Raw genomic sequence first — 23,633 nt, forward strand, 5'->3', positions numbered from 1 at the left:
GAGCCCAAGCCCCGTTGCAAAAACAGCCCGGCTGCAGTGCAGCGGGCTGTTTTCTGTCATGTTATGCGATGTTAGCGGTATTGAACCGTCGTGATTTTGCCGCCTTCGATCTTGATCTGACGGTAGCTGCCAGCAGATTCGCCGGGTCCGATCAGCTCCACCGCAGTTGCGCCGTCATAATCGACTTCGCCACCGTCCTTGAGGATCTGAAGCGCTTTGCCCAGTTCGCCGGGATAGATCTTTTCGCCGGGGGCATTGGCCACAGACATGATCTGATCCTTATAGACTTGCGGATCTGTGGAGCCCGCGGCCTGCATCGCCAACATCAACAGCGCGGTTGCATCATAGCTTTCAGGAGCGAAAGGCGATGTCGTATCAAACGCACCGTCGACAAGCGCGGTGAATTTGTCAGCGCCGGGGCTGTCGGTGCCGGGGTGTTGGCCGGTCGAGCCGTCCAGCTCGGTGCCGAAGTTATTTTCAAGGTTCGCCGCGATCATCCCGTCGGGGAAGTGGAATGTGTCGAACGCACCGGAATCGATAGCTGCACGCACGAGGCCAGAGCCGCCCTGATCGACATAACCCGCCACAACAAGACGGTCGCCACCGGCAGAGGCCAGCGCGCCAACTTCAGCAGAGTAATCGGCCTTGCCATCTTCGTGGGCCGCCGAAATGGTGATCGTACCGCCAGCGGCTTCATAGGCCTGCTGGAATGCGTCCGCCAATCCCTTGCCGTAGTCATTGTTGGTATAGGTGACTGCGACCTGCTTGATGCCTTCTTCCATCAGCACGTCGGCCATGACTTCACCCTGACGGGCGTCCGAAGGCGCGGTGCGGAAGAACAGACCGTCGTCGTCCATCGATGTCAGGCCGGGGGACGTGGCGGAGGGCGAGATCATCACCATCCCGTTTGGCAAGGCCGCGTTTTGCAAGACCGCACCAGTCACGCCAGAGCAAGCCGCGCCCACAATGCCGTTGATCCCTTCGGAGATCAGACGTTCAGCGCTGGACACCGCAAGCGCGTTGTCCACGCAGCCCGTGTCAGCGCGCGAGGCCGAAACCGTGGCCCCATCCATCAGCATGCCGCTGTCGGTGACTTCTTTCATGGCAAGCTCGGCGCTTTCCGCCATGATACCGGTCAGCGATTCAATCGGGCCGGTGAAACCAAAGATCACGCCGAGCTTCACATCTTTGCTGTGTGCATCGGCATAGGCATTGGTGGCCAGCAATGCTGCAGCCGTTGTGGCCATAAGCATCTTTTTCATATTATTCTCCCTGTTGAACATCGTGTTCTGCAAAAAAACCTATGCGCCGATTTGAGAAAAGAAAAGCGTTATCCATAGGTAAACTGGCGCAAGACGATGTGGATCATAGCGCTGCATGCTCTAGCTTTACATCAACGGGGTGTATCAGGAGAAAGCCATGATCCGCAGGGTTGTGAAACGGGTGTTGGCGTTGTCGTTGGGCGCGGTGGTCTTTGGGGCGCCATACGTCTTTGCGCAAGAAATGACGATCGAACAGCGGGTATCAGGGCTGGATACGCCATGGGCGTTGGCGGTGCTCCCCCAAGGTGACGTGCTTATCACTGAACGCGATGGTCGATTGCTGCGCGCCCGTGAGGGTACCATCTATGAGGTCGCGGGCACGCCGCAGGTTGTGGATTCAGGGCAGGGTGGTTTGCTTGATATCACCCTCGCGCGCGACTTCGACACGACCCGGACCGTTTTCCTTACCTATGCCAAGGCGCTTGACGGCGGGGCCGGTACCGCGCTCGCCGCCGCTGAGCTCTCGCCAGATGGCAGTCGGTTGGAAAATTTGCGTGATCTGTTCAGCATGTCGCGGGGATCGTCCAAGGGGCAGCACTTTGGCAGCCGCGTCGTAGAAGCGCGTGACGGGACACTGTTTGTCACCATCGGCGAGCGCGGCGACCGACCGGCGGCGCAGGATCTGGGCCAGCACAACGGATCAGTCGTTCGCGTGAACCGCGACGGGAGCGTGCCGCAGGACAATCCCTTTATCGGGCGCGACGGCGTGCTGCCGGAAATCTGGTCCTACGGGCATCGCAACCCGCAAGGGGCGGGGCTTGACCCGAGCGGGAAGCTTTGGGTGTCAGAGCACGGTGCGCGCGGCGGAGACGAGGTTAACGCCGTGCGCAGGGGCGCGAATTATGGCTGGCCTGTGATTTCGTACGGGCGGCACTACTCCGGTGCGAAAATAGGCGAAGGCACTACGAAAGAAGGGATGGAACAGCCCGCATACTACTGGGACCCGTCCATCGCCCCTTCGGGGTTGCTGGTCTATTCTGGCAAGATGTTTCCGGACTGGCGCGGTGATATCTTGGTGGGGTCGCTCAAGTTCAACTACATCGCGCGCCTTAAGGGGGATCCGCTGCGTGAGGTCGCCCAGATCAAAACCCCCGAAACCGCCCGCGTGCGCGACATTGTCGAAGCACCGGACGGCGCGATTTGGTTCATCTCGGTCGGGAACGGCGCAGTCTACCGGATCGGCACAGATTAGGCGACCGGCCTGGCCGCATGTGATCCGCGTTCACGATAGGGTGTCGTATCATAATGTGCACGGTAGCACTTTGAGAAATGCGACGGGGATGCAAAGCCACAAGCCAGTGCGACATTGATCACGCTCATATCGGTTTGCATCAGCAGGTTGCGGGATTTTTGCAGACGTAGCTCCATGTAATAACGCTTGGGGCTGCGGCTTAGATACCGACGGAAGAGGCGCTCCAGCTGCCGCGTGGACATGCCTACATCACGCGCGAGCGACGAAGGGCTGATCGGCTCTTCGATATTGGCCTCCATCATCTGGATGACCTGCCCGAGTTTGGGGTGGCGCACGCCAATGCGCGTCGGCACGGACAGACGCTGCGTGTCTTGGTCGGTCCGAATGGAGCTATAGATCAATTGGTCAGCAACCGCATTCGCCAGATCCTCGCCCAGATCATCGGCAATCAGCTTGAGCATCAGATCGATCGACGACGTCCCACCGGCAGTTGTCATTCGGTTCCCGTCTACCACAAAGACGGACTTAGTCAGGATCACGTCCTCGAAATCCTCACTAAAGCTGTCCTGGTTTTCCCAGTGGATCGTGGCCTTTTTACCGTCCAGCAAACCGGCTTTGGCCAGCGTAAATGCGGCGGTACACAGACCACCGACCATCATGCCCTTGCGGGCTTCGCGGCGTAGCCAGCCCAATAGCTTCTTAGTGGTCGCTGCCTGCACGTTGATACCACTGCACACAACCAACGTATCTTCGCGGCGCAGTTCATCCAGACTGCCGTCCAGCGTGTATTCCGCCCCCGCCGAACAGCGCACGCGTCCGCCGTCTTCGCCGATTAGGCGCCAGTCATAGGCCGTGCGCCCGGACATACGGTTAGCGATCCGCAAGCATTCGACCGCCGAAGCAAAGCTCAGCAGTGTAAAATCTTCCAACAACACAAAGACAAACCGGCGTGTCTTTTCTGCGTCAGTGGGAAAGCGGTTGGCCAGACGGGTGTCAGTCATCACGCAGCCTTTCAGGTTTGGGCTATTTATGAGGGCAAAGTGGGCGATGCCCTCAAAAACCTGCCGAAAACTTGGCCATGACCGGCGGCGAAGGTCAATAGGTTGAATTTCGGTTCTGGTCACTTGAGCCTGATCTTTATATACCACACATTCACCTTCTTTGCGCCCGTCACTCTGGGCGCTGCGGACTTCGGAGAAAAATGATGACCGATTGGACAAAATCAAGCTGGCGCGACAAACCGCGGATCCAGATGCCCGACTATCCTGATCAGGACGCGCTGCGCGCGGTCGAGGCTGAATTGTCCCGTTATCCATTGTTGGTTTTCGCCGGCGAAGCGCGGCGGCTTAAAAAGCATCTGGCGGCTGCCGGTCGCGGCGAGGCGTTCTTGCTGCAGGGGGGCGATTGTGCCGAAAGCTTTGAGCAATTCAGCAGCGACATGATCCGCGACACCTTCAAGGTGATGTTGCAGATGGCGATTGTGCTGACGCATGGTGCGAAAGTGCCAGTGATCAAACTTGGCCGGATGGCAGGCCAATTTGCCAAGCCGCGTTCCGCAGCGACAGAGACCGTTGATGGCCTAGAGCTGCCAAGCTACCGTGGTGACATCATCAACGAGCTCGCCTTTACCCCAGAGGCGCGTATTCCGGACCCCAAAAAGATGCTGCGCGCCTACACGCAGGCTGCAGCGACATTGAACCTGATCCGTGCGTTCTCGACCGGTGGGTATGCGGACGTGCATCAGGTGCACGGCTGGACCCTGGGCTTTACCGAAAGCGAAAAAGCAGAGAAATACCGCGAGATTGCGAACCGCATTTCAGACACGCTTGATTTCATGGCGGCGGCTGGTGTCACGTCCGAGACGGCGCATACGCTGCAATCGGTGGAATATTATACCAGCCATGAATCGCTGCTGTTGGAATACGAAGAGGCGCTGTGCCGTCAGGACAGCCAGACCGGCAAATGGCTGGCGGGTTCCGGTCACATGATCTGGATCGGCGACCGCACCCGTCAACCCGACGGCGCGCATGTGGAATTTGCCCGCGGCGTGCAGAACCCCATCGGCCTGAAGTGCGGCCCGACCATGACCAGCGACGACCTCAAGCTGTTGATGCACAAGCTGAACCCTGAAAACGAAGAGGGCCGTCTGACCCTGATCGCGCGTTTCGGGGCCGGCAATGTCGGCGAACACCTGCCGCGTTTGATCAAAACCGTGCAGGAAGAGGGCGCGAATGTCGTCTGGACCTGCGACGCGATGCACGGCAACACGATTAAATCCTCGAGTGGCTATAAAACCCGTCCGTTTGATTCCGTGCTGCGTGAAGTGCGCGAGTTCTTTGCGGTTCATGCGGCCGAAGGCACAGTACCCGGTGGCGTGCATTTCGAGATGACGGGACAGGATGTGACCGAATGCACCGGCGGTGTACGCGCCGTGCAGGACGAAGACCTGTCAGATCGCTACCACACCGCCTGCGACCCGCGTTTGAATGCCAGTCAGTCGCTTGAACTTGCGTTCCTCGTTGCGGAGGAGCTTTCGGCACGCCGGTCCAGCCAGCAGGTTAAAGCGGTCGGTTAAGCACTGCAGACATTGAAAAAATTAAAGGCCGTGCAGAGCAGATGCGCGGCCTTTTTCATTGATCAGAAGGCTTGGCGGTCCTGATTGTTCCTAAACGTCAGACTTGACCAGCCTCAGATAAGACGGACGGGCGCGCGGGCCCTGCGTGGTGTAACCGACACCGGCGTTGGCAAACCCATCGGTGGCAGTCGCGCAGGTATCGCGGGTCAGATAGGCCCGTGGGGGGCGTGGGATCGCGGTGGTGGCCAGATCACCAATTTTATAGAAGCCCGGGTATGCGCTGGCATTTGACGTAGACTCCAGGCAACCAAGAATCCGGTCGATTTGACCCATGTCGCTGCGCAACGGCAGCACCAGCATCCGGGCATGAACAGTGGCGTCCTGACCGATGAGCGTCATTTCCCCGATTGCGGGCTGTGCGAGGATCTGATCAAGCCAATCACTGCACCGGCGTCTCTCGGACGGGGCGAACAGCGAAATCATTGGCATCCCGCGCAGGTCCATCGCCATAGCATCGCATAGATAGGATCCCGCAATGCGAAAGCGGGCGACCTCGGATCGTTTTCGCTCAAGCACAAAGGCACGATCCAGCAGGCTGGCAATTTCGGAGGGGTCGACCTGGGACCGGAACGGAACCGGCTGACCACGGCATAGCCCCTGCCAATAGGCCTGCACCTCGGACATTGCAGGGGAAAACGGCGGCATCCTGCGACGTGGTACGACTTGGGGGTGGTCGCCCAAAGGGGGAAGATGTGTCATGAAATAGCCTTTTTGCAATCGTCGCGGTCGAAGTGTCGGCAGTGCGGTGCCAGGAGAATTCCAAAGGGTTTAGTCAAATTAGCGGTGGTTTGTAGATAAAACAGTAAACTTGGTTAATAGACCATTAAGCTTCGCGCAGAATTAAAGCGTGCACATCAGCCTACCAAAACCCACCAGCGGACGGGGAATGGCTTTTTACTTGCCCCATTTGGTTCTTTCGCTTTTAAGGCGCGCAAAGATCGCAATCGACAAGGACCATGCCATGATACGTTCGATGACGGGTTTTGCTTCGGCAAGTGGGGCGTCCGGCCCGCATAGCTGGGGCTGGGAACTCCGGTCGGTCAACGGCAAGGGGCTTGATCTGCGACTGCGTGTGCCGGACTGGGTCGACGGGCTCGAGGCAGGTCTGCGCAAACAACTGACCACTGCCATCGCCCGTGGCAATGTCACCTGCAATCTGCGGATAACGCGCGAGGATGGCGGCGGCGCATTGACGGTGAACGCAGATCAGCTTGAAACCGTTTTAGACGCCCTGCACCAGATCGAAGCACGCGCGATGGACGCGGGTATCTCGCTGGCGCCGTCCAAAGCGACGGACATCGTAACCATGCGCGGCGTGCTGGAACAGGCGACGACGGTGGATGACGCGGCGGCCCTTTGTGCGACGCTGCTGGCCGAGTTCCCTGCGGTGGTTGAAGACTTCAACGCCATGCGCGCGCGTGAAGGGGCGGCCTTGGCGCGGGTGCTAGAGGCACAGTTGTCAGAGGTCGCGGATTTGACAGCACAAGCGGCAACACAGGCACAGACACGCAAGAAAGAGGTGTCACTGACGCTCCAGCGCAATCTTGCACGGGTGCTGGACAATGCTGAAGGCGTGGATGCCGACCGGCTGGCGCAGGAACTGGCGCTGATCGCGGTCAAATCCGATATCACCGAAGAGATCGACCGCCTGCACGCCCATGTGGATGCCGCCCGCGCCTTGCTTGCGCAGGACGGGGCCGTGGGGCGCAAGCTGGATTTCCTGATGCAGGAGTTCAACCGCGAGGCTAACACGCTGTGCGCCAAGGCACAAAACACCGCGCTGACCCAGATCGGGCTGGCATTGAAGGCGGTGATAGACCAGATGCGCGAACAAGTGCAGAATGTGGAGTAAGACATGAGCGACCGACGCGGCCTATTGATCATCCTCAGCTCGCCCTCGGGGGCGGGTAAATCGACGCTGGCACGCAAGCTGCGCGATTGGGATACCTCGCTTGAGTTTTCTGTTTCGGCTACAACCCGCGCCCCGCGTGTCGGCGAAGTAGATGGTAAGGATTACTTTTTTACTGCCGAGGATGATTTTCGCGCCATGGTGAACGACGGCGACATGCTGGAGCACGCGCGGGTCTTTAACAACTATTACGGTTCGCCCAAGGGACCGGTGCAAAAGGCGATCGATAGCGGTCGCGACGTTCTGTTTGACGTGGATTGGCAGGGCGCGCAGCAGATCAGCAACTCGGCGCTCAAACAGCATGTGCTGTCGATCTTTATCCTGCCGCCGTCGATCAAGGAGTTGCGCCGCCGTCTGGAAACCCGTGGTCAGGACGCCCCCGATACCATCGCCCTGCGGATGGAAAAAAGCTGGGACGAGATCAGCCATTGGGACGGCTATGACTATGTGCTGGTCAACGACGATCTGACGGTGACAGAGGCCAAGCTGAAGTCGATCATCACCGCCGAAAGATTGCGCCTTTCGCAGCAGCCGAAACTGGTCGATCATGTGCGCGCATTGCAATCAGAATTCGAGGACACGAAATGACGCTTTACGCTTTGGCCGACATCACCCCGCAGGTACACGCAGATGCATGGGTCGCCCCGGATGCGAATGTCATCGGGAATGTGACGCTTGAAGCAGGGGCCTCTGTCTGGTTCGGCTGCACGCTGCGCGGTGATAACGAGCTGATCCTCGTCGGCAAAGGCAGTAACGTGCAGGAGAACTGCGTCTTTCACACGGACCCGGGCTGCCCGCTGACCGTGGGGGAGAACTGCACGATCGGCCACAAGGTCATGCTGCACGGCTGTACCATCGGTGACAATTCGCTGGTCGGCATGGGGGCGACGATCCTGAACGGGGCCAAGATCGGCAGGAACTGCCTGATCGGGGCAGGGGCGTTGATCACCGAAAACAAGGTGATCCCCGACGGGTCGCTGGTGATGGGCGCGCCGGGCAAGGTCGTGCGCGATCTGGACGCGGCGGCGATTGCAGGGCTGACCGCCAGCGCGAAACACTACCAAGACAACGCGCGGCGCTTTGCCAACCAGCTTAAACCCGTCTGAGCATGGTGCTGCGCCCGCATCTGCCGGACTTGCTGGCGGCGCTGCCTTTACCAACGCTGGCCGTTGACCGTGCCGAACGTATCGTTGCGATGAACGCGCCCGCCGAGGCGCTGCTGGGACGGGGCGCGTTGGACCGTCACTTTATCAACGTCCTGCGTCAACCGGCAGTGGTGGACGCGGTCGAGCAATGCCAGCAGGACGACACCCCGCGCGAGGCGCAGTATCTGGCAAGCGACAATGGCAATGACACGACCTTTCGGGTGCATGTGCGCAAGGTGACGGGCATGAATTATGTCTTGCTCAGCTTTCAGGATATCACCCAAGTCACTAACGCCAGCCAGATGCGCCGCGATTTTGTCGCCAATGTCAGCCACGAGCTGCGTACACCGCTGACCGCGATGATGGGGTTTATCGAAACGCTGCGCGGCCCTGCACGAGACGATGCGCCCGCACGGGACAGGTTTTTGACCATCATGACCGGAGAAGCCGAGCGCATGAACCGGCTGGTGGGGGATCTGCTGTCGTTGTCACGGGTGGAATCAAACGAACGAGTGCGTCCGACAGACAAGGTTGATCTGCGCTATGTGCTGCAATCGACCATGCGCAATCTTAACCCCTTGGCCGTAGAGGCAGATGTGACGCTGGTGGCCACGATGGGGGACGATCCTCTGCCGCTGATGGGCGACACGGACCAGCTGTTGCAAGTGTTCACGAACCTTATTGAAAACGGCATTAAATACGGTGGGGTGGGGAAAGAGGTCGAAATCTTGGTAGAGACCACATTGCGTGACCCGTCGTTGCGAGGCCCCGCTGTAAGGATCACGGTCCGCGATCACGGGCCGGGGATCGACCCTGTCCACCTGCCGCGCCTGACCGAACGGTTCTACCGCGCCGACAGCCACCGCAGTCGCGCGCTTGGCGGGACGGGGCTGGGGCTGGCGATTGTAAAACATATCCTGAACCGGCACCGCGGACGGCTGAAAATTACCTCTGATCTGGGAGATGGGGCACGGTTTACGGTGATTCTACCCTTGGATGCGGCGTGAAATGTCACGTTTCGATCCAAAATAATTTACAATTTCCGCCAGCGTCATAAAACTGTAACATGGCTGTCACAAATGCTCAGTGTCGCTTGCCTATTGCTGCGGCAAGATCACCATGGGGGTGGTCAGACAATTCTAAGCTGACAGGAGACATCATGTCGCTCGTTAAACTCACCACTTCCGCGCTGGCCATTGCCGCCGTATCCGCAACCGCCGCTGCCGCGCGTGATCAGGTACAGGTTGCCGGTTCCTCCACTGTTCTGCCCTATGCATCCATCGTTGCCGAAGCCTTTGGCGAAAACTTCGATTTCCCGACACCTGTTGTTGAATCCGGTGGCTCCTCGGCGGGTCTGAAGCGTTTTTGTGAAGGTGTTGGCGAGAACACAATCGACGTGGCAAACGCCTCGCGCCAGATCAAAAGCTCCGAAGTTGAAGCCTGCGCCGCGAACGGTGTGACGGACATCATCGAAGTTCAGATCGGCTATGACGGCATCGTCTTTGCATCCGACATCAATGGCAACACATTCGAATTCACCCCCGAAGACTGGTACAAAGCCCTGTCCGCCGAAGTCGTTGTCGACGGCGAGATCGTGGCGAACCCCAACAAAATGTGGTCCGACGTGAACGCCAGCTTCCCCGAGCAGCCGATCCAGGCCTACATCCCCGGCACCAAGCACGGCACGCGCGAAGTTTTCGAAGACAAAGTGATCCTGGCAGGTTGTGAAGAAACCGGCGACTTCGAAGCGTTTAAGGCCGCGAATGGCGACGATAAGAAAGCCGCTGAAAAAGCATGTATCGCACTGCGCACCGATGGTGTGTCCGTGGACATCGACGGTGACTACACCGAAACGCTGGCGCGCATCGAAAGCAACAAAGACGGCATCGGCGTCTTCGGTCTGGCCTTCTACGAGAACAACACCGACAAGCTGACCGTCGCCAACATGGGCGGCATTGAGCCCACCGTTGAAACCATCTCGAGCGGCGACTACCCCGTATCCCGCCCGCTGTTCTTCTACGTCAAGAAAGCGCATATCGGCGTGATCCCAGGCCTTAAGGAATACGCTGAATTCTTCGTGGCGGACGAGATTGCCGGCCCCGACGGTCCTTTGGCTGAATACGGTCTGGTCTCCGACCCAGAACTGGCGAAAACACAGTCGGTTGTTGCTGAAGAAACTGTAATGGGCAGCGGTTCCTAAACCCTGCCTTGCGATCCGGAGGCGCTGCAAGGTGCCTCCGGATTTTTGCTGCCGACTGATACTTTCCAAACAATGATAGCCTGACACAGGCTGCGACCGGGGGCCACCATGCGCGATATTTTCAATGTGGGATCTACCACGCTCTTAGTTGCCGTTGTTTTGATATTAACAGTCCTTGCCTATGGTCTGGTGCGCAGCCGGGCCATGTCGTCCGTCTCGGGCGATGCGCGCAAGCTGCACTCCCTTCCGAATTACTACGGCTATAACGCCGCCATGCTCACCGCCATTCCAGCGCTGTTTGTGCTGGCGATCTGGATGCTGGTACAGCCGATGCTGATCCAGAATGCAGTGATCGACATGATTCCGCAAAGCGCCGTGAACGAAGGGTCTTCGGTCAACCTGGTCATGAGCGACGTGCGCCGCGTGGCCAACGGGCTGGACGCGGCCGTGCAATCGGGCGCGCTGGATGCGCAAAGCGCCCGTGATCTGGACGTGACCGGCACTGATGTGCGCGCGCTGCTGGCGGGCACGGGCGTGGCGCTTGGGTCTGACGTGACGCCAGAGGTGCTGGCCGCCGCGCAGCGCTACCGGTCAATGGAATACACCGGCCGCTGGCTGATGATCGCGGTGATCTGCGTGCTGGCGCTGGCCGGTCTGTTCATCGCGATGCGCACCGCACGGGCCGATTTTCGCGCGCGCAATACGGTGGAACGCTTTCTGCTGGGGTTGCTGGTCCTCGCTGCGTCGTTGGCGATCCTGACCACCGTGGGTATCGTTCTGTCGATGCTGTTCGAGACGCTGAACTTCTTCCGCCTACACCCGTGGCAGGATTTCTTTCTGGGCACCACATGGGCCCCGAACTTCCGCGGGGACAGTGACCTGTCGATCCTGCCGCTGCTCTGGGGGACGCTCTATATCTCGATCATCGCGCTGCTGGTGGCCGTGCCTATCGGCCTCTTCGCTGCGATCTACCTGTCGGAATACGCTAACAACAAAGTACGCGCCTTTGCCAAACCTTTGCTGGAAATCCTCGCGGGTATCCCGACAATCGTTTACGGTCTGTTTGCCCTGCTGACGGTAGGTCCGTTTCTGGTCAAAGTCTTTGGGCGTGGCGAGGACGGACTGCTGGGGGTCGACTGGATGAGCGGGGCCACATCTGTTCTGACGGCAGGGCTGGTCATGGGCATCATGCTGATCCCCTTCGTTTCTTCGCTGAGCGATGATATCATCAACGCTGTACCGCAATCCATGCGTGACGGCTCGTTTGGTCTGGGCGCGACCCATTCCGAGACGATCCGCCAGGTCGTGCTGCCTGCCGCACTGCCGGGGATCGTGGGGGCCGTGTTGCTCGCCGCAAGCCGTGCCATCGGCGAGACGATGATCGTTGTGCTGGGGGCAGGGGCTATCGCCCGCATCTCGGGCAATCCGCTGGAAGCGATGACCACCATCACCACCCGTATCGTCAGCCAGCTGACCGGGGATACCGACTTTGCCAGCCCTGAAACGCTGGTCGCCTTTGCCCTTGGTCTGACGCTGTTTGTGTTGACCTTGGGGCTGAACGTTCTAGCGCTTTTGATCGTGCGCAAATACCGGGAGCAGTACGAATGACCGATATGCCCAACCCCGCAAAGCCGCGCCAATCGCTGCTGAAACCAGATGCACGTACTGTAAAACGCAACCGCGCCGAAGCCCGGTTCAAAGCCTATGGCATCGCCGCCATTGCTGTTGGCCTGCTGATGCTAGCAATCTTGCTGACCACGATCATCGGCCGCGGTGCAGGTGCGTTTCAACAGACGTTCCTGACGCTGAATGTGCAACTGCTTGAGGCAAAGCTGGACAAGAACGGTAATCGCGACATCGAAGAGATCAAAAAGGTTTCGACCTTTGGCTATGCGCCACTGATGGCTGCCGCACTGGAGGCCAAGGTGGCCGAAGCCAGGATCACCACAGATTTGAAGCCTAAGGAGATGGGTGCGATCATCTCCAAGGATGCGGCGGCACAGCTGCGTGACTTTGTACTGGATAACCCCGAACTGATCGGGACTGCGGTGGAATTCGAATTCCTGACCAACAGCCGCGTCGATGGATACCTGAAGGGCCGTGTCACCCGCGAGAGCATCGCCAACGATAAAAGCATCAACACAGAGCAGCTTGATCTGGTGGACGCGCTGATTGCGGACGGGGCGCTGCACAAACGGTTTAACGTCGACTTTATCACTGGTTCTGACGCGTCGGACGCACGGCCAGAAGCCGCCGGCATGGGCGTTTCGATGATCGGATCGCTGTTCATGATGCTGGTCGTGCTGGCGCTGGCTCTGCCCATCGGGGTCGCCGCGTCGATCTACCTAGAGGAATTCGCGCCCAAGAACCTGCTGACAGACATCATCGAGGTGAATATCTCTAACCTTGCCGCGGTGCCGTCGATTGTCTTTGGTATTCTGGGTCTGGCGGTTTTCATCAACTATATGCACCTGCCGAATTCTGCCCCGCTGGTGGGCGGGCTGGTGCTAACGCTGATGACACTGCCGACGATCATCATCTCGACCCGCGCTTCGCTGAAATCTGTCCCGCCCAGCATCCGTGATGCGGCACTGGGGGTAGGGGCGTCGAAGATGCAATCGGTGTTCCACCACGTCCTGCCGCTTGCTGCTCCCGGCATCCTGACCGGCACGATCATCGGTTTGGCCCAGGCCCTTGGTGAAACGGCCCCATTGCTGTTGATCGGGATGGTGGGCTTCATCGCGTCGAACCCGCCTGACGGCATTGCATCGGGCCTGATGGACCCCAATTCTGCCATGCCGGCGCAAATCTACGAATGGGCGAAACGCGCTGATCCGGCTTTCTATGAACGTGCTTGGGGCGGTATCATCATCCTGCTGGTCTTTTTGATCACCATGAACGCCATCGCTGTCATGTTGCGGCGCAGGTTCGAGCGGCGCTGGTAGGAATGAGAGGCAAGGCAATGAAAGACAACGTAATTTCGGAGACGGACGTGACAACTCACAAAACAAAAATCGCCGCCCGCAACGTGCAGGTTTACTATGGTGACACCCACGCGATCAAAGACGTGTCGGTTGATATCCAAGACAAAACGGTCACTGCCTTTATCGGTCCGTCAGGCTGTGGCAAGTCGACTTTTCTGCGCTGTATCAATCGGATGAACGACACGATTGATATCTGCACTGTCAAAGGCGATATCTTGATTGATGGCGAAGATATCTATGACAGCGCGGTTGATCCGGTACAGTTGCGCGCCAAGGTCGGTATGGTCTTCCAAAAGCCTAACCCGTTCCCGAAATCGATCTATGACAACGTTGCTTATGGGCCCCGCATCCACGGTCTTGCCCGCAATAAGTCAGAACTGGACGATATCGTTGAGCGTGCGTTGAAACGCGGTGCCATCTGGAATGAGGTCAAAGACCGCCTTCATGCCCCGGGCACCGGCCTGTCGGGCGGTCAGCAACAACGTCTGTGTATCGCACGCGCCGTCGCGACCGAACCCGAAGTGCTGCTGATGGATGAACCCTGTTCCGCGTTGGATCCGATTGCGACCGCGCAAGTTGAAGAGTTGATCGACGAACTGCGTCAGGATTATTCGGTGGTGATCGTCACACACTCCATGCAGCAGGCCGCACGGGTGAGCCAGAAGACGGCGTTCTTCCACCTCGGCAATCTGGTTGAGTTCGGTGAGACCGACAAGATTTTCACATCGCCCGAGGACCCTCGGACGGAAAGCTATATCACTGGCCGGATTGGATAAGTATCATGCAAGAACAACACATTGCCTCTGCTTTTGACCGTGACCTGGAAAGCGTTCAAGCGCAGATCATGAAAATGGGCGGGATGGTTGAAGATGCCATTCGCCTTGCCGCACAATCGCTGGAAACCCGTGACGAAGAGCTGGCAGAACAGGTGCGCGGCGGGGACAAGGCCATTGACGCACTCGAAGAGCTGATCAATGAACGCGCCGCCCGTATTATCGCACTGCGTGCCCCGACGGCTGTTGATTTGCGTTTGATCCTCAGCGTCATCAAGATTAGCGCCAGCTTAGAACGTATTGGCGACTATGCGAAAAATATGGCCAAGCGAAATAGCGTGTTGGCGCAGCTTCCTGCTGTTGCCGACAGTACTGGTGCCATTCGTCGCATGTGTAAGACGGTTGAATCCATGCTCAAGGACGCGCTTGATTGCTATGTTCAGCGCGACGCAGAACTGGCTATGGATGTGATCGCGCGGGATGAAGATGTCGACCAGATGTATAATGCGCTGTTCCGCGAATTCCTGACCTTCATGATGGAAGACCCGCGCAATATCACATCATGCATGCATTTGCATTTCATTGCCAAGAACGTTGAACGGATGGGCGATCTTGTCACATCCATCGCGGAACAGGTTGTTTATCTGGTAACCGGTACCCATCCGGACGAGGATCGCCCCAAGGCGGACAATACCTCCACCAAGCTGAAGGGGTAGGGCCATGTCTGCCGCTCAACCTCAGATCTTGTTGGTAGAAGACGAACCCGCACAGCGCGAAATTCTGGCGTATAACCTTGAATCAGAAGGATTTGACGTACGGCGTGCCGAGAATGGCGAGGAAGCGATCTTGCTGGTTGCAGAGGCGCTGCCCGACCTGGTTATCCTTGATTGGATGATGCCGCTTCTAAGTGGGATAGAGGTCTGTCGTCAGCTTAAGACCCGCGAAGATACGCGCAATATCCCCGTGATCATGCTGTCGGCACGATCCGAAGAGGTGGACACCGTGCGCGGGCTTGAGACGGGCGCCGATGATTACGTGGTCAAACCCTATTCGATGCGCGAGCTGATGGCCCGCGTGCGCACACAGCTGCGCCGCGTGCGACCTGCGTCCTCCGGTGCGGCGCTCAGCTATGCCGACATTACGCTTGATCCAGAACGTCACCGTGTAAACCGTGCTGCGAACGAGCTAAAGCTGGGGCCAACAGAATACCGTTTGCTTGTGACGTTGCTTGAGCGGCCCGGCCGTGTCTTCAGCCGTGACCAGTTGCTAGATCACGTTTGGGGGCGCGATATCTATGTCGACACGCGCACCGTTGATGTTCACATCGCCCGTCTGCGCAAGGCGCTGACGTCCCACGGCGGCGATGATCCAATCCGCACGGTGCGCGGTGCAGGCTATGCGTTAGGGTAGGGCGCTTACCCATTGTATTTAATGACTTCTTGACGTTGATCGCCCAATCCTTCGATGCCAAGCTCGACCACATCGCCGGGTTTTAGGTAGACCGGCGGTTTGAACCCCATACCCACACCGGGCGGTGTGCCAGTGGCGATCACATCTCCGGGCCGTAAGGTCATGAAACGGCTGAGAAAAGAGATAATTTCGGCCACAGAAAACACCATTGTGCTGGTGTTGCCGGTTTGGCGGCGGGTACCGTTCACATCTAGCCACAGATCAAGGTTCTGAGGATCTGGAAGGTCGTCAGCGGTCACCAGATACGGGCCGATGGGGGCAAAACTGTCGCAGGACTTGCCCTTGACCCATTGGCCGCCGAATTCAGTCTGAAAGGCACGTTCCGACACGTCATTGAAGGTCGCGTAGCCCGCCACATAAGACAACGCATCCGCTTCTGATACATGCTGCGCCTTGGTGCCGATAATGACCGCAAGCTCGACTTCCCAATCGGTTTTTTCTGAATCCTTGGGAATGATGATCGGTTCATTGGCACCTGTCGCAGCACAGAGCTTGCTGAACAGGATGGGATGATCGGGTACAGCCATGCCAGCTTCGGCCGCGTGGTCTGAATAATTCAGACCGATACACAAAATGCGACGTATGTCATTGATAACCGGCGCAAAACGACCCGAGATCAGGGGCAGCGTCGCGATATCCAGGCTGCGCAGTTTATCGAGCGCTGCGGGTGCCACGCTTGAAAGTTCGATGTCAGGAAGGTGTTGCGATAAGTCACGCGCAGCACCATCTGCGTCGACGATCGCCGGTTTGATGCCATCGGCGGTTTCGATACGGCAAAGTTTCATTGTTTTATCCTTATTTATAAGGGCGTGAGAGGCAGGCGACGCTGGATTATCTGAATCCTATAATCAATATTATGTAAAATACTGGTGTTCTATGGTTGATGTAGTTTTGTAAGAATGGCTGTTTACCCGTTGAAACTAATATAAATTACCGGATCTTCATCCATTTTGTTCTCCGCAGTATCGGTTCAGTGTCCGCGCCGCTTCTCCCTTTACCCTGTTGTTCTGCGTGACATAATCCACATCAACAACGCTGATGCAACAGGACGCGATGCGGACTGGCGACAGCCCTAGAATGAAAGGATGAATATGACGCTCAAGATGTCTTCGGCGGATATGGTTGCTGCCGCCCGCGCGCGGATCCGCGAGATCGAAACGCCTGATCTGATCGGGATGCTGAATGACCCGGACGTCGTGGTCGTTGATCTGCGCGATATCCGTGAACGCCAGCGCAGCGGCTATATTCCCGGCAGCTTTCACGCGCCCCGTGGCATGATCGAATTCTGGGTCGATCCCGATAGTCCGTATTTCAAAGAGGTCTTCGGCGAGGATAAAACATTTGTGTTTCACTGTGCTTCTGGCTGGCGCTCGGCGATCACCACGGCGACGCTGCAAGACATGGGCTTTGACGCGGCGCATCTGCGTGAAGGTTTCTCAACGTGGGAAAAGCACGGTGGTCCGGTCGAATTCGCTGAAAAGAAAGACTAACTCCGCTAAAGCGCCTATGCTACGCCTCAGCGATCATACTGTAATAACAAGGTCACGACTATGACATCCATTCTGATCCTTAACGGTCCGAACCTGAACTTGCTTGGCACGCGCCAACCCGATGTTTATGGCAAAACCACCTTGGCGGACATCGAAACTATGTGCCGCGATAAAGCGAAATCGCTGGGGTTTGGTATCGCATTTGATCAGTCCAATCATGAAGGCGCGCTGATCGATCTGATCCACGCCGCCAAGGGTGAGCATGCTGCGATTATTTTAAATGCTGGTGCCTATACCCATACGTCGATTGCGCTGATGGACGCGATCGCTTCGGTAGAGCTTCCCGTGGTCGAGGTTCACCTGAGCAATATCCATGCGCGCGAGGAATTCCGTCATCGGTCTTACATCGCACCAGTGGCACTGGGGCAAATCTGCGGCTTCGGTGCCACAGGCTATCTGATGGCGCTCGACGCGCTGAGAGATCATTTGAAAGCTTAGTTGTCGCCCCTTAGTAACTGATTTTAAATGAAAAAGGGCGAAGATGCTGGTGCACCCTCGCCCTTTTTCGTGTTTGCTGTAAAGCTGTTTAGCCTTTGGCGGCTTTCGCGACTTCTGCTGCGAAATCTTCTTTGACGACTTCGATGCCTTCGCCAACTTCCAAACGGACGAAACCGGTGATGGTCGCGCCGGCTTCTTCTGCGGCCTTACCTACGGACAGGTCAGGGTTCACAACGAATGCTTGGTTCAGCAGTGTCACTTCAGACATGTATTTCTGCATACGACCGGTGATCATTTTTTCGATCACAGCTTCAGGCTTGCCGGACTCGCGTGCGATATCCATTTGAACCTGCTTTTCTTTTTCAACAACAGCTGGGTCCAGATCCGCTTCGGACAAGGACGCAGGGTTTACAGCAGCGATGTGCATCGCGATCTGTTTGCCCAGCTCTTCGTTGCCGCCGGTCATTGCGACCAGAACACCAATTTTGCCCATGCCAGGTGCCACTGCGTTGTGCACATAAGACACGACCTGTTCGCCTTCGATGGACTGCATGCGGCGTACCGACATGTTTTCGCCGATTTTCGCGATGGCGTCGGTGATGACGGTGGAAACAGGCTTGCCGCCCATATCAGCCGCGTTTAATGCGTCAATGTCGGAAACGCCGGTTGCGACGTCTGCGATACCGGAAACCATTTTCTGGAAGTCAGCATTTTTGCCAACGAAGTCGGTTTCGGAGTTTACTTCGACAGCAACGCCGCGACCGCCGTCAACCTTCACGGCAACGAGGCCTTCGGCTGCGGTACGACCGGATTTCTTGGCCGCTTTCGCCAGACCCTTGGTGCGCAGCCAGTCAACGGCGGCTTCCATGTCGCCGTTTGTTTCAGTCAACGCTTTTTTGGCGTCCATCATGCCGGCACCAGTTGTGTCGCGCAGTTCTTTGACCATGGATGCTGTAATTGCCATCGCTTTGGTTCTCCTTGAATTGGGATAAATTGAGGGGCAGGACGTCCTGCACCACTGTCTCAATCATGTCATGTTGGTATGACAGGCAGAGGGAAACATGCCCCCTGCCCGTCTATTTCGCGTCGCTTACGACTTGGCGTCGGCCAGCGTTTCCTTCTTGGATTCGATATCCAGAGGTGCGTCTTTGGCCATTGCGTCGTTCGATACGGTTTCTTCCGAAGCGTTACCAACTTCGACGCCACCGTCGATCAGGGCTTCTTCTTCGGGCGCTTCTTCCATCGCACCGATATCAACGCCTGCAGCACCCAGCTGAGCGGACATACCGTCCAGCGCGGCACGAGCGGCCAGATCGCAATACAGGTGGATCGCGCGTGCAGCATCGTCGTTGCCTGGGATGATATAGTCGATCCCGTCGGGCGAACAGTTGGTGTCGACAACAGCGATAACGGGGATGCCCAGTTTGTTCGCTTCGGCCACGGCCAGTGCTTCTTTTTTGACGTCGATGACGAAGATCAGGTCAGGACGACCGCCCATTTCACGGATACCACCAAGCGATGCTTCCAGTTTGAACTGGTCACGCTCCATGCCAAGACGCTCTTTCTTGGTCAGACCGCCAAAGCCACGCTCGGACTGTTCGTCGATGGACTTCAGGCGCTGGATGGATTTGGAAACAGTTTGCCAGTTTGTCAGCGTGCCGCCCAACCAACGGTGGTTCATGTAGTATTGTGCGCATTTCTCTGCGGCGTCGGCGATCGGCTGAGCAGCCTGACGCTTGGTACCAACGAAAAGAATGCTGCCGCCTTTGGCGACGGTATCACGGATAACTTGCAGAGCTTGATCCAGCATTGGAACAGTCTGTGTAAGGTCCATGATGTGGATGCCGTTACGCGCGCCGTAAATGAACGGACCCATACGTGGGTTCCAGCGCTGTGTTTGGTGACCAAAGTGTACGCCTGCTTCAAGCAGTTGGCGCATGGAGAACTCAGGAAGAGCCATGTCTTTATACCTTTCCGGTTTTGCCTCATCGGGGGTCTCGATCCCAGAATGGGACCAACCGGCGGACGTTTGAGGATTTCTCCCCCAAAGGCCCAACCCCGACTGCGGGTTTAAGTGACGCGCGTATAGTCCGGTTTTAACCGCTTCGCAAGGCTCAAGCCGCATATTCCGCGGATTAAACGTCTATCTCAGCGCAGTTCCGCGGTGTTTGGGGCTGCTATTTGATCCGAGGGATGCGCACTACGGACCTGTGTTTCGCACGCTTGGGCCAGCGTTTTGCGGTTGTCGAAATCGGCGACGGCCAGTGGCGTGTGGTAGATCGTGGTCACTTTCCCCTGCCGCGCGGACGCAAGCGTGCGCACCAGATGCCCGCCAAAGCTCATATCGCCCCACCAGCCATAGAACCGCGGATCGGCCCCAACTGGCGCAGTATAAAGCACGGTAACAGGCTGAACCCAGATCGCATCGCGCAGCTCTGGCGTAAAAAAGGATTGAAACAGCGTGGTTTTGAACGGCAAGACTTGTTTGCCATCAGTGCTGGTACCTTCGGGAAAGAACAGCAGCCGATGGTTATCAAGCAGCCGTCGCTGAAAAATCTCGGTCTGTTTGCGGGCATGTTTGGGGCTGCGTTCAATGAACAGCGTGCCGGTCGCCTTGGCCAGCCACCCGATGCCGGGCCAGCTGGCGACCTCAGACTTTGATACGAAATAAATCCGCTGTGCGGCGTTCAGGCTGAAGATATCGAGCCAGCTTGTGTGATTGGCGACAACCGCACCACGGTGGCGCATGGGCGTGCCCACGACTTCGCGGCGCAATCCCATGATCCAGAACGCAATGTAACAGACCGTTTGCGTGATATACGGTGTGACGGGGCGGCCTTGCCCGCACAAGGGTCGCTCAATCAGGCGGATGGCTAGCAGGACCAGCAGCCCTGTAAAGACCACGGTCGCCAGGACAAGGCCGCGGATCAACGCCAGCGCCCACCCCAGTGGCCCGATGTCGTCTAGTGCCGGGTGATCGGCGCTGTCCCAAGCCGCGCTCACGCGGGTTGCCCGCTGTAAATCTTGGCCTGCCGTTCGCTGAGCCGCGCGGTGTCGAGCATCAAAAGTACGTCCGTTGTATTAAAGTCATGATCGATAAAAGCCCCCTCGCCCACACAGCCGCCAAGCCTCAGATAGGCTTTGATCAGGCTGGGCATCTGTACCATCGCCTGTCGACGGTTCAGCGTATCCGCGGGGATCAGGTCCATCCTTTGCCGCGCTTTAGGCAAAGCCGTGACCCGCAGTTCGGGGGGCGCAAGATAGGCGTGGTGTAGCAGCGACAAAGGCTCTGCCAGAGCATCCGCTTGGGTCCCGTGAAAGCTTGCCACGCCGAACAGGATCTCGATCTGGTGCTGTGCCACATAAGATGCAAGCCCCGCCCAAAGCTGGTGCATAGCGATGCCGCCGCGATAGGATGGATGCAGACACGACCGCCCAAGCTCAAGGATTTCACGCCCAGAGGATTTCAGCGCGGTCAAATCATATTCGTTTTCGGAATAGAACCCGCCTGCCCGCGTCGCCATGCAGCGGCGGATCAGACGGTAGACACCAACCGTTTGCGCGGTTTTCCGGTCGATAAGCAGCAAATGATCGACAAAATCGTCGTATTGATCGACTTCAAGCCTGTTGTCATGATCAACCAAAGAGCCGCCCGCACCCAGTTCGGTGACAAAGACATCATAGCGCAGCCGCTGTGCCGCATGAAGCTCCGCTTGGGTGCGCGCCAGACGGACTTCGAACTCTGCCGCTTTTGCAATGGTCATGAGCTGGTTTCGTCTCCGGTCGCAATTATGCCGATAAATAGGCAGTTAGGGCCTGTCGCGCAATGCTTGCCCCGCGTCGCGGTGATTTTCGGCAAAAAATTAACGATTTGCTAACGAAGAGCCTTCATCAAAGACAGGGGTGAGCATCACCCGAAAGCTGTCGACCACGATCTTGCCTTCGCTCCGAAAGTTTACCGTGACCTTGCCGCCGATGTTGCTTTGCACCTGCCCCACACCCCAATCGGGATACGAAGGGTGGCGTACCAGCATTCCGGGTGTCAGTATCGCATTGAGGTCTTCCAAACGTGCGTCCTTTTGCTGTGCGGTGCGGCCGTTCAAAGCGCGGGCAAGTTGATGAGAGAGGTATTCCTATGGCTGAGACCGACACTGATTTCGCCGCGTTGATCGGCAGCCGGATCTGTCACGACTTGATATCGCCCGTGGGCGCGATCAACAATGGGCTTGAACTGCTTTTGATGTCAGGCCTGAACATGAGCCCCGAAATCGCGTTGATCGACGAAAGCGTGCGCAACGCCAGTGCGCGGTTGCGGTTCTTTCGCGTGGCCTTTGGCGGTGGCAATACGCAGCCTGTCGCGGCACAAGAGACCGCTGATATCCTAAGTGACCTTTATGCGCAGTCCAAGTGGGAGGTGATCTGGCCTCTGGGGGCAGCTCCCTCGCGCAGCGCCTTACGGATGGTATTTTTAGGGCTGCTCTGTCTGGAAACGGGGATGCCTTATGGCGGTCGGATCGTAATGAAGCACCGCACTACGGGGTGGGATATTACGGGGACCGCCGACCGTCTGAATATTAACGCAGCACTATGGGGTGTGTTGGCAGGGCAACCGCTGGCAGAGCGACTGCTGCCTGCTCAAGTTCAGTTCGGCTTGTTGCCCGCCATCGTGAAAGACAGCGGGCAACAGTTAACGTCTATCGTGACCGAGACCACAATCACGCTCAGTATCAAGGGTTAGCTGCGCACCGCACCATCGCCGCGCACGAGATACTTGAAGCTCGTCAACTGCTCTGCGCCCACAGGACCACGTGCATGCATCTTGCCCGTGGCGATGCCAATCTCTGCCCCCATGCCAAACTCGCCCCCATCCGCGAATTGCGTGGATACGTTGTGCATCAGGATCGCTGAATCGAGCCGCGTCATAAATTTGGTCGCGGCGGCATCGTCTTCGGTGATGATACAGTCAGTGTGGTTCGATCCGTAAGTCCGGATATGGGTGATCGCGTCGTCAATGCTGCCCACGGTCTTGGCCGCGATGATCATATCAAGATATTCGTGACCCCAATCGTCGGGCGTCGCTGGCACGGTGCCTTCAATCTGAGATAGCTCCCCGTCTGCACGAACTTCAACGCCGGCATCCAATAATGCCTTGATCACGCCCTTGCCCATGGTCCGCGCGACTTTTTCATGGATCAACAAGCATTCAGCCGATCCACAAATGCCGGTGCGACGGGTTTTGGCGTTCAACACGACCTTCAAGACTTTTTCAGGGTCAGCATTTTCATCGATATAGATGTGCACGATCCCTTCGAGGTGGGCAAAGACCGGGACACGGGCTTCGCGCTGTACCAAGCCAACCAGACCCTTGCCGCCGCGCGGTACAATCACGTCAATCGTGTCGGTCATGGTCAACATCTCACTGACTGCCGCACGGTCGCGTGTAGGCACCAGCTGGATCGAATCCGCTGGCAGGCCAGCTGCTTCGAGCCCGACTTTCAGCGCTGCGTGGATCGCGCGGGAGGAATGAAAGCTTTCGGACCCGCCCCGCAGGATCACGGCATTGCCGGCCTTTAGGCAAAGCGCACCAGCGTCGGCTGTTACGTTGGGGCGTGATTCATAAATCACCCCGATGACGCCCAATGGCGTGCGCACGCGCTGGATGTTCAGGCCGGTGGGCCGGTCCCATTCGGTCAGCACCTGCCCGACGGGATCATCCTGGGCTGCGATACTGCGCAGGCTGTCGGCAATCGCGCTGATCCGTGCGTCGTCCAGCAGCAGCCGATCCATCATTGCGTCGGAAAGCCCCTTGTCGCGGCCGAATTCGAGATCTTTGGCGTTGGCCGCCAGAATATCGGCGCTGCTCGCGATCAACGCATCAGCGGCTTTTTCCAGCGCGGTCTGCTTTTGGTCGGCACTGGCAAAGCCCAACGTCGCGGCGGCAGCTTTGGCGCGCGCGCCGATATCTGCCATCAACGCGGGAATGTCGTCTGTCTGTGTCATATCCAAGGTCATACC

General features: G+C 57.7%; 25 protein-coding genes. 15 read left to right on the top strand and 10 right to left on the bottom strand.

The window, feature by feature from the left end; all coding sequences use genetic code 11:
- Nucleotides 1-71: 71 nt before the first annotated feature.
- Nucleotides 72-1,262 carry an ABC transporter substrate-binding protein gene (locus tag GLP52_RS04020; RefSeq protein WP_093732298.1) on the bottom strand — a complete coding sequence of 397 codons (1,191 nt, stop codon included), beginning with the start codon at nucleotides 1,260-1,262 and terminating at the stop codon, nucleotides 72-74.
- Between the two features lie 157 nt (nucleotides 1,263-1,419).
- Between GLP52_RS04020 and GLP52_RS04025 the strand changes: the two genes are divergently transcribed.
- The gene (locus tag GLP52_RS04025) at nucleotides 1,420-2,514 is read left to right on the top strand and encodes a PQQ-dependent sugar dehydrogenase (RefSeq protein ID WP_237271613.1); all 1,095 of its coding nucleotides are present in this window, start codon (nucleotides 1,420-1,422) and stop codon (nucleotides 2,512-2,514) included.
- On the opposite strand, the gene GLP52_RS04030 is transcribed toward GLP52_RS04025, so the two are convergent.
- A complete protein-coding gene (locus tag GLP52_RS04030; RefSeq protein WP_093732296.1) occupies nucleotides 2,511-3,515 on the bottom strand; it encodes a GlxA family transcriptional regulator in 1,005 nt (334 codons plus the stop codon). The two genes, GLP52_RS04025 and GLP52_RS04030, sit on opposite strands and share 4 nt — an antisense overlap.
- A 203-nt stretch (nucleotides 3,516-3,718) precedes the next feature.
- Between GLP52_RS04030 and GLP52_RS04035 the strand changes: the two genes are divergently transcribed.
- Complete coding sequence (locus tag GLP52_RS04035) at nucleotides 3,719-5,089, top strand: class II 3-deoxy-7-phosphoheptulonate synthase (RefSeq protein WP_237271614.1); 1,371 nt, start codon at nucleotides 3,719-3,721, stop codon at nucleotides 5,087-5,089.
- Nucleotides 5,090-5,179: 90 nt separating this feature from the next.
- On the opposite strand, the gene GLP52_RS04040 is transcribed toward GLP52_RS04035, so the two are convergent.
- Entirely contained in the window at nucleotides 5,180-5,848 is a 669-nt protein-coding gene (locus GLP52_RS04040; RefSeq protein ID WP_237271615.1) for a PAS domain-containing protein, read from the bottom strand.
- A 262-nt stretch (nucleotides 5,849-6,110) separates the two neighbouring features.
- Here GLP52_RS04040 and GLP52_RS04045 point away from each other — a divergent pair, with 262 nt between their 5' ends.
- From GLP52_RS04045 to phoB, 10 genes are all read left to right on the top strand, one after another.
- Nucleotides 6,111-7,001 (top strand): YicC/YloC family endoribonuclease, encoded by an 891-nt coding sequence (locus tag GLP52_RS04045; RefSeq protein ID WP_093732365.1) that lies wholly within the window; start codon nucleotides 6,111-6,113, stop codon nucleotides 6,999-7,001.
- A 3-nt stretch (nucleotides 7,002-7,004) separates the two neighbouring features.
- Entirely contained in the window at nucleotides 7,005-7,646 is a 642-nt protein-coding gene (gene gmk, locus GLP52_RS04050) for a guanylate kinase (protein ID WP_237271616.1), read from the top strand.
- A complete protein-coding gene (locus tag GLP52_RS04055) occupies nucleotides 7,643-8,164 on the top strand; it encodes a gamma carbonic anhydrase family protein (RefSeq protein ID WP_093732293.1) in 522 nt (173 codons plus the stop codon). Before gmk ends, GLP52_RS04055 begins: the two co-directional genes overlap by 4 nt.
- A gap of 2 nt (nucleotides 8,165-8,166) precedes the next feature.
- Nucleotides 8,167-9,210: a sensor histidine kinase gene (locus GLP52_RS04060; RefSeq protein WP_093732292.1), complete on the top strand. Its 1,044-nt coding sequence runs from the start codon at nucleotides 8,167-8,169 to the stop codon at nucleotides 9,208-9,210.
- A gap of 152 nt (nucleotides 9,211-9,362) precedes the next feature.
- A complete protein-coding gene (locus tag GLP52_RS04065; RefSeq protein ID WP_237271617.1) occupies nucleotides 9,363-10,403 on the top strand; it encodes a substrate-binding domain-containing protein in 1,041 nt (346 codons plus the stop codon).
- 108 nt (nucleotides 10,404-10,511) lie between these two features.
- A complete protein-coding gene (pstC, locus tag GLP52_RS04070) occupies nucleotides 10,512-12,011 on the top strand; it encodes a phosphate ABC transporter permease subunit PstC (protein ID WP_237271618.1) in 1,500 nt (499 codons plus the stop codon).
- Nucleotides 12,008-13,348: a phosphate ABC transporter permease PstA gene (gene pstA, locus GLP52_RS04075; protein ID WP_237271619.1), complete on the top strand. Its 1,341-nt coding sequence runs from the start codon at nucleotides 12,008-12,010 to the stop codon at nucleotides 13,346-13,348. Before pstC ends, pstA begins: the two co-directional genes overlap by 4 nt.
- 17 nt (nucleotides 13,349-13,365) lie before the next feature.
- Nucleotides 13,366-14,163, top strand: a complete 798-nt coding sequence (gene pstB, locus GLP52_RS04080; protein ID WP_237271620.1) for a phosphate ABC transporter ATP-binding protein PstB — start codon at nucleotides 13,366-13,368, stop codon at nucleotides 14,161-14,163.
- A gap of 5 nt (nucleotides 14,164-14,168) precedes the next feature.
- The gene (phoU, locus tag GLP52_RS04085) at nucleotides 14,169-14,876 is read left to right on the top strand and encodes a phosphate signaling complex protein PhoU (protein WP_093732287.1); all 708 of its coding nucleotides are present in this window, start codon (nucleotides 14,169-14,171) and stop codon (nucleotides 14,874-14,876) included.
- Between the two features lie 4 nt (nucleotides 14,877-14,880).
- Nucleotides 14,881-15,570, top strand: a complete 690-nt coding sequence (gene phoB, locus GLP52_RS04090) for a phosphate regulon transcriptional regulator PhoB (RefSeq protein ID WP_093732286.1) — start codon at nucleotides 14,881-14,883, stop codon at nucleotides 15,568-15,570.
- Between the two features lie 5 nt (nucleotides 15,571-15,575).
- Here phoB and GLP52_RS04095 read toward each other — a convergent pair whose 3' ends face one another.
- Entirely contained in the window at nucleotides 15,576-16,415 is an 840-nt protein-coding gene (locus GLP52_RS04095; protein WP_237271621.1) for a fumarylacetoacetate hydrolase family protein, read from the bottom strand.
- A gap of 306 nt (nucleotides 16,416-16,721) precedes the next feature.
- On the opposite strand from GLP52_RS04095, the gene GLP52_RS04100 reads away from it, so the two are divergent.
- Nucleotides 16,722-17,120, top strand: coding sequence for a rhodanese-like domain-containing protein (locus tag GLP52_RS04100; protein ID WP_093732284.1), 399 nt, complete (start codon nucleotides 16,722-16,724; stop codon nucleotides 17,118-17,120).
- A 60-nt stretch (nucleotides 17,121-17,180) separates the two neighbouring features.
- Nucleotides 17,181-17,618: a type II 3-dehydroquinate dehydratase gene (gene aroQ, locus GLP52_RS04105; RefSeq protein WP_237271622.1), complete on the top strand. Its 438-nt coding sequence runs from the start codon at nucleotides 17,181-17,183 to the stop codon at nucleotides 17,616-17,618.
- 88 nt (nucleotides 17,619-17,706) lie between these two features.
- Here the strand turns inward: aroQ and tsf are convergent, their stop codons facing one another.
- The 5 genes from tsf to GLP52_RS04130 all read right to left on the bottom strand — a co-directional run bounded on the left by tsf (nucleotide 17,707) and on the right by GLP52_RS04130 (nucleotide 21,685).
- Nucleotides 17,707-18,582, bottom strand: a complete 876-nt coding sequence (gene tsf / locus GLP52_RS04110) for a translation elongation factor Ts (RefSeq protein WP_093732282.1) — start codon at nucleotides 18,580-18,582, stop codon at nucleotides 17,707-17,709.
- Nucleotides 18,583-18,708: 126 nt separating this feature from the next.
- The gene (gene rpsB / locus GLP52_RS04115) at nucleotides 18,709-19,578 is read right to left on the bottom strand and encodes a 30S ribosomal protein S2 (protein ID WP_093732281.1); all 870 of its coding nucleotides are present in this window, start codon (nucleotides 19,576-19,578) and stop codon (nucleotides 18,709-18,711) included.
- A 188-nt stretch (nucleotides 19,579-19,766) separates the two neighbouring features.
- Nucleotides 19,767-20,621, bottom strand: a complete 855-nt coding sequence (locus GLP52_RS04120; protein ID WP_237271623.1) for a lysophospholipid acyltransferase family protein — start codon at nucleotides 20,619-20,621, stop codon at nucleotides 19,767-19,769.
- Nucleotides 20,618-21,382: a GNAT family N-acetyltransferase gene (locus GLP52_RS04125; protein ID WP_237271624.1), complete on the bottom strand. Its 765-nt coding sequence runs from the start codon at nucleotides 21,380-21,382 to the stop codon at nucleotides 20,618-20,620. The genes GLP52_RS04120 and GLP52_RS04125 overlap by 4 nt, the downstream gene beginning before the upstream one ends.
- A 99-nt stretch (nucleotides 21,383-21,481) precedes the next feature.
- Nucleotides 21,482-21,685, bottom strand: a complete 204-nt coding sequence (locus tag GLP52_RS04130; RefSeq protein WP_138923280.1) for a DUF3553 domain-containing protein — start codon at nucleotides 21,683-21,685, stop codon at nucleotides 21,482-21,484.
- Nucleotides 21,686-21,753: 68 nt separating this feature from the next.
- On the opposite strand from GLP52_RS04130, the gene GLP52_RS04135 reads away from it, so the two are divergent.
- Nucleotides 21,754-22,356, top strand: a complete 603-nt coding sequence (locus tag GLP52_RS04135; RefSeq protein WP_237271625.1) for a histidine phosphotransferase family protein — start codon at nucleotides 21,754-21,756, stop codon at nucleotides 22,354-22,356.
- On the opposite strand, the gene GLP52_RS04140 is transcribed toward GLP52_RS04135, so the two are convergent.
- Nucleotides 22,353-23,630, bottom strand: coding sequence for a glutamate-5-semialdehyde dehydrogenase (locus GLP52_RS04140; RefSeq protein ID WP_237271626.1), 1,278 nt, complete (start codon nucleotides 23,628-23,630; stop codon nucleotides 22,353-22,355). The two genes, GLP52_RS04135 and GLP52_RS04140, sit on opposite strands and share 4 nt — an antisense overlap.
- Nucleotides 23,631-23,633: the final 3 nt, after the last annotated feature.

It is taken from the genome of Sulfitobacter sp. M22 (assembly GCF_021736025.1).
Taxonomy (GTDB): Bacteria; Pseudomonadota; Alphaproteobacteria; order Rhodobacterales; family Rhodobacteraceae; genus Sulfitobacter; species Sulfitobacter litoralis.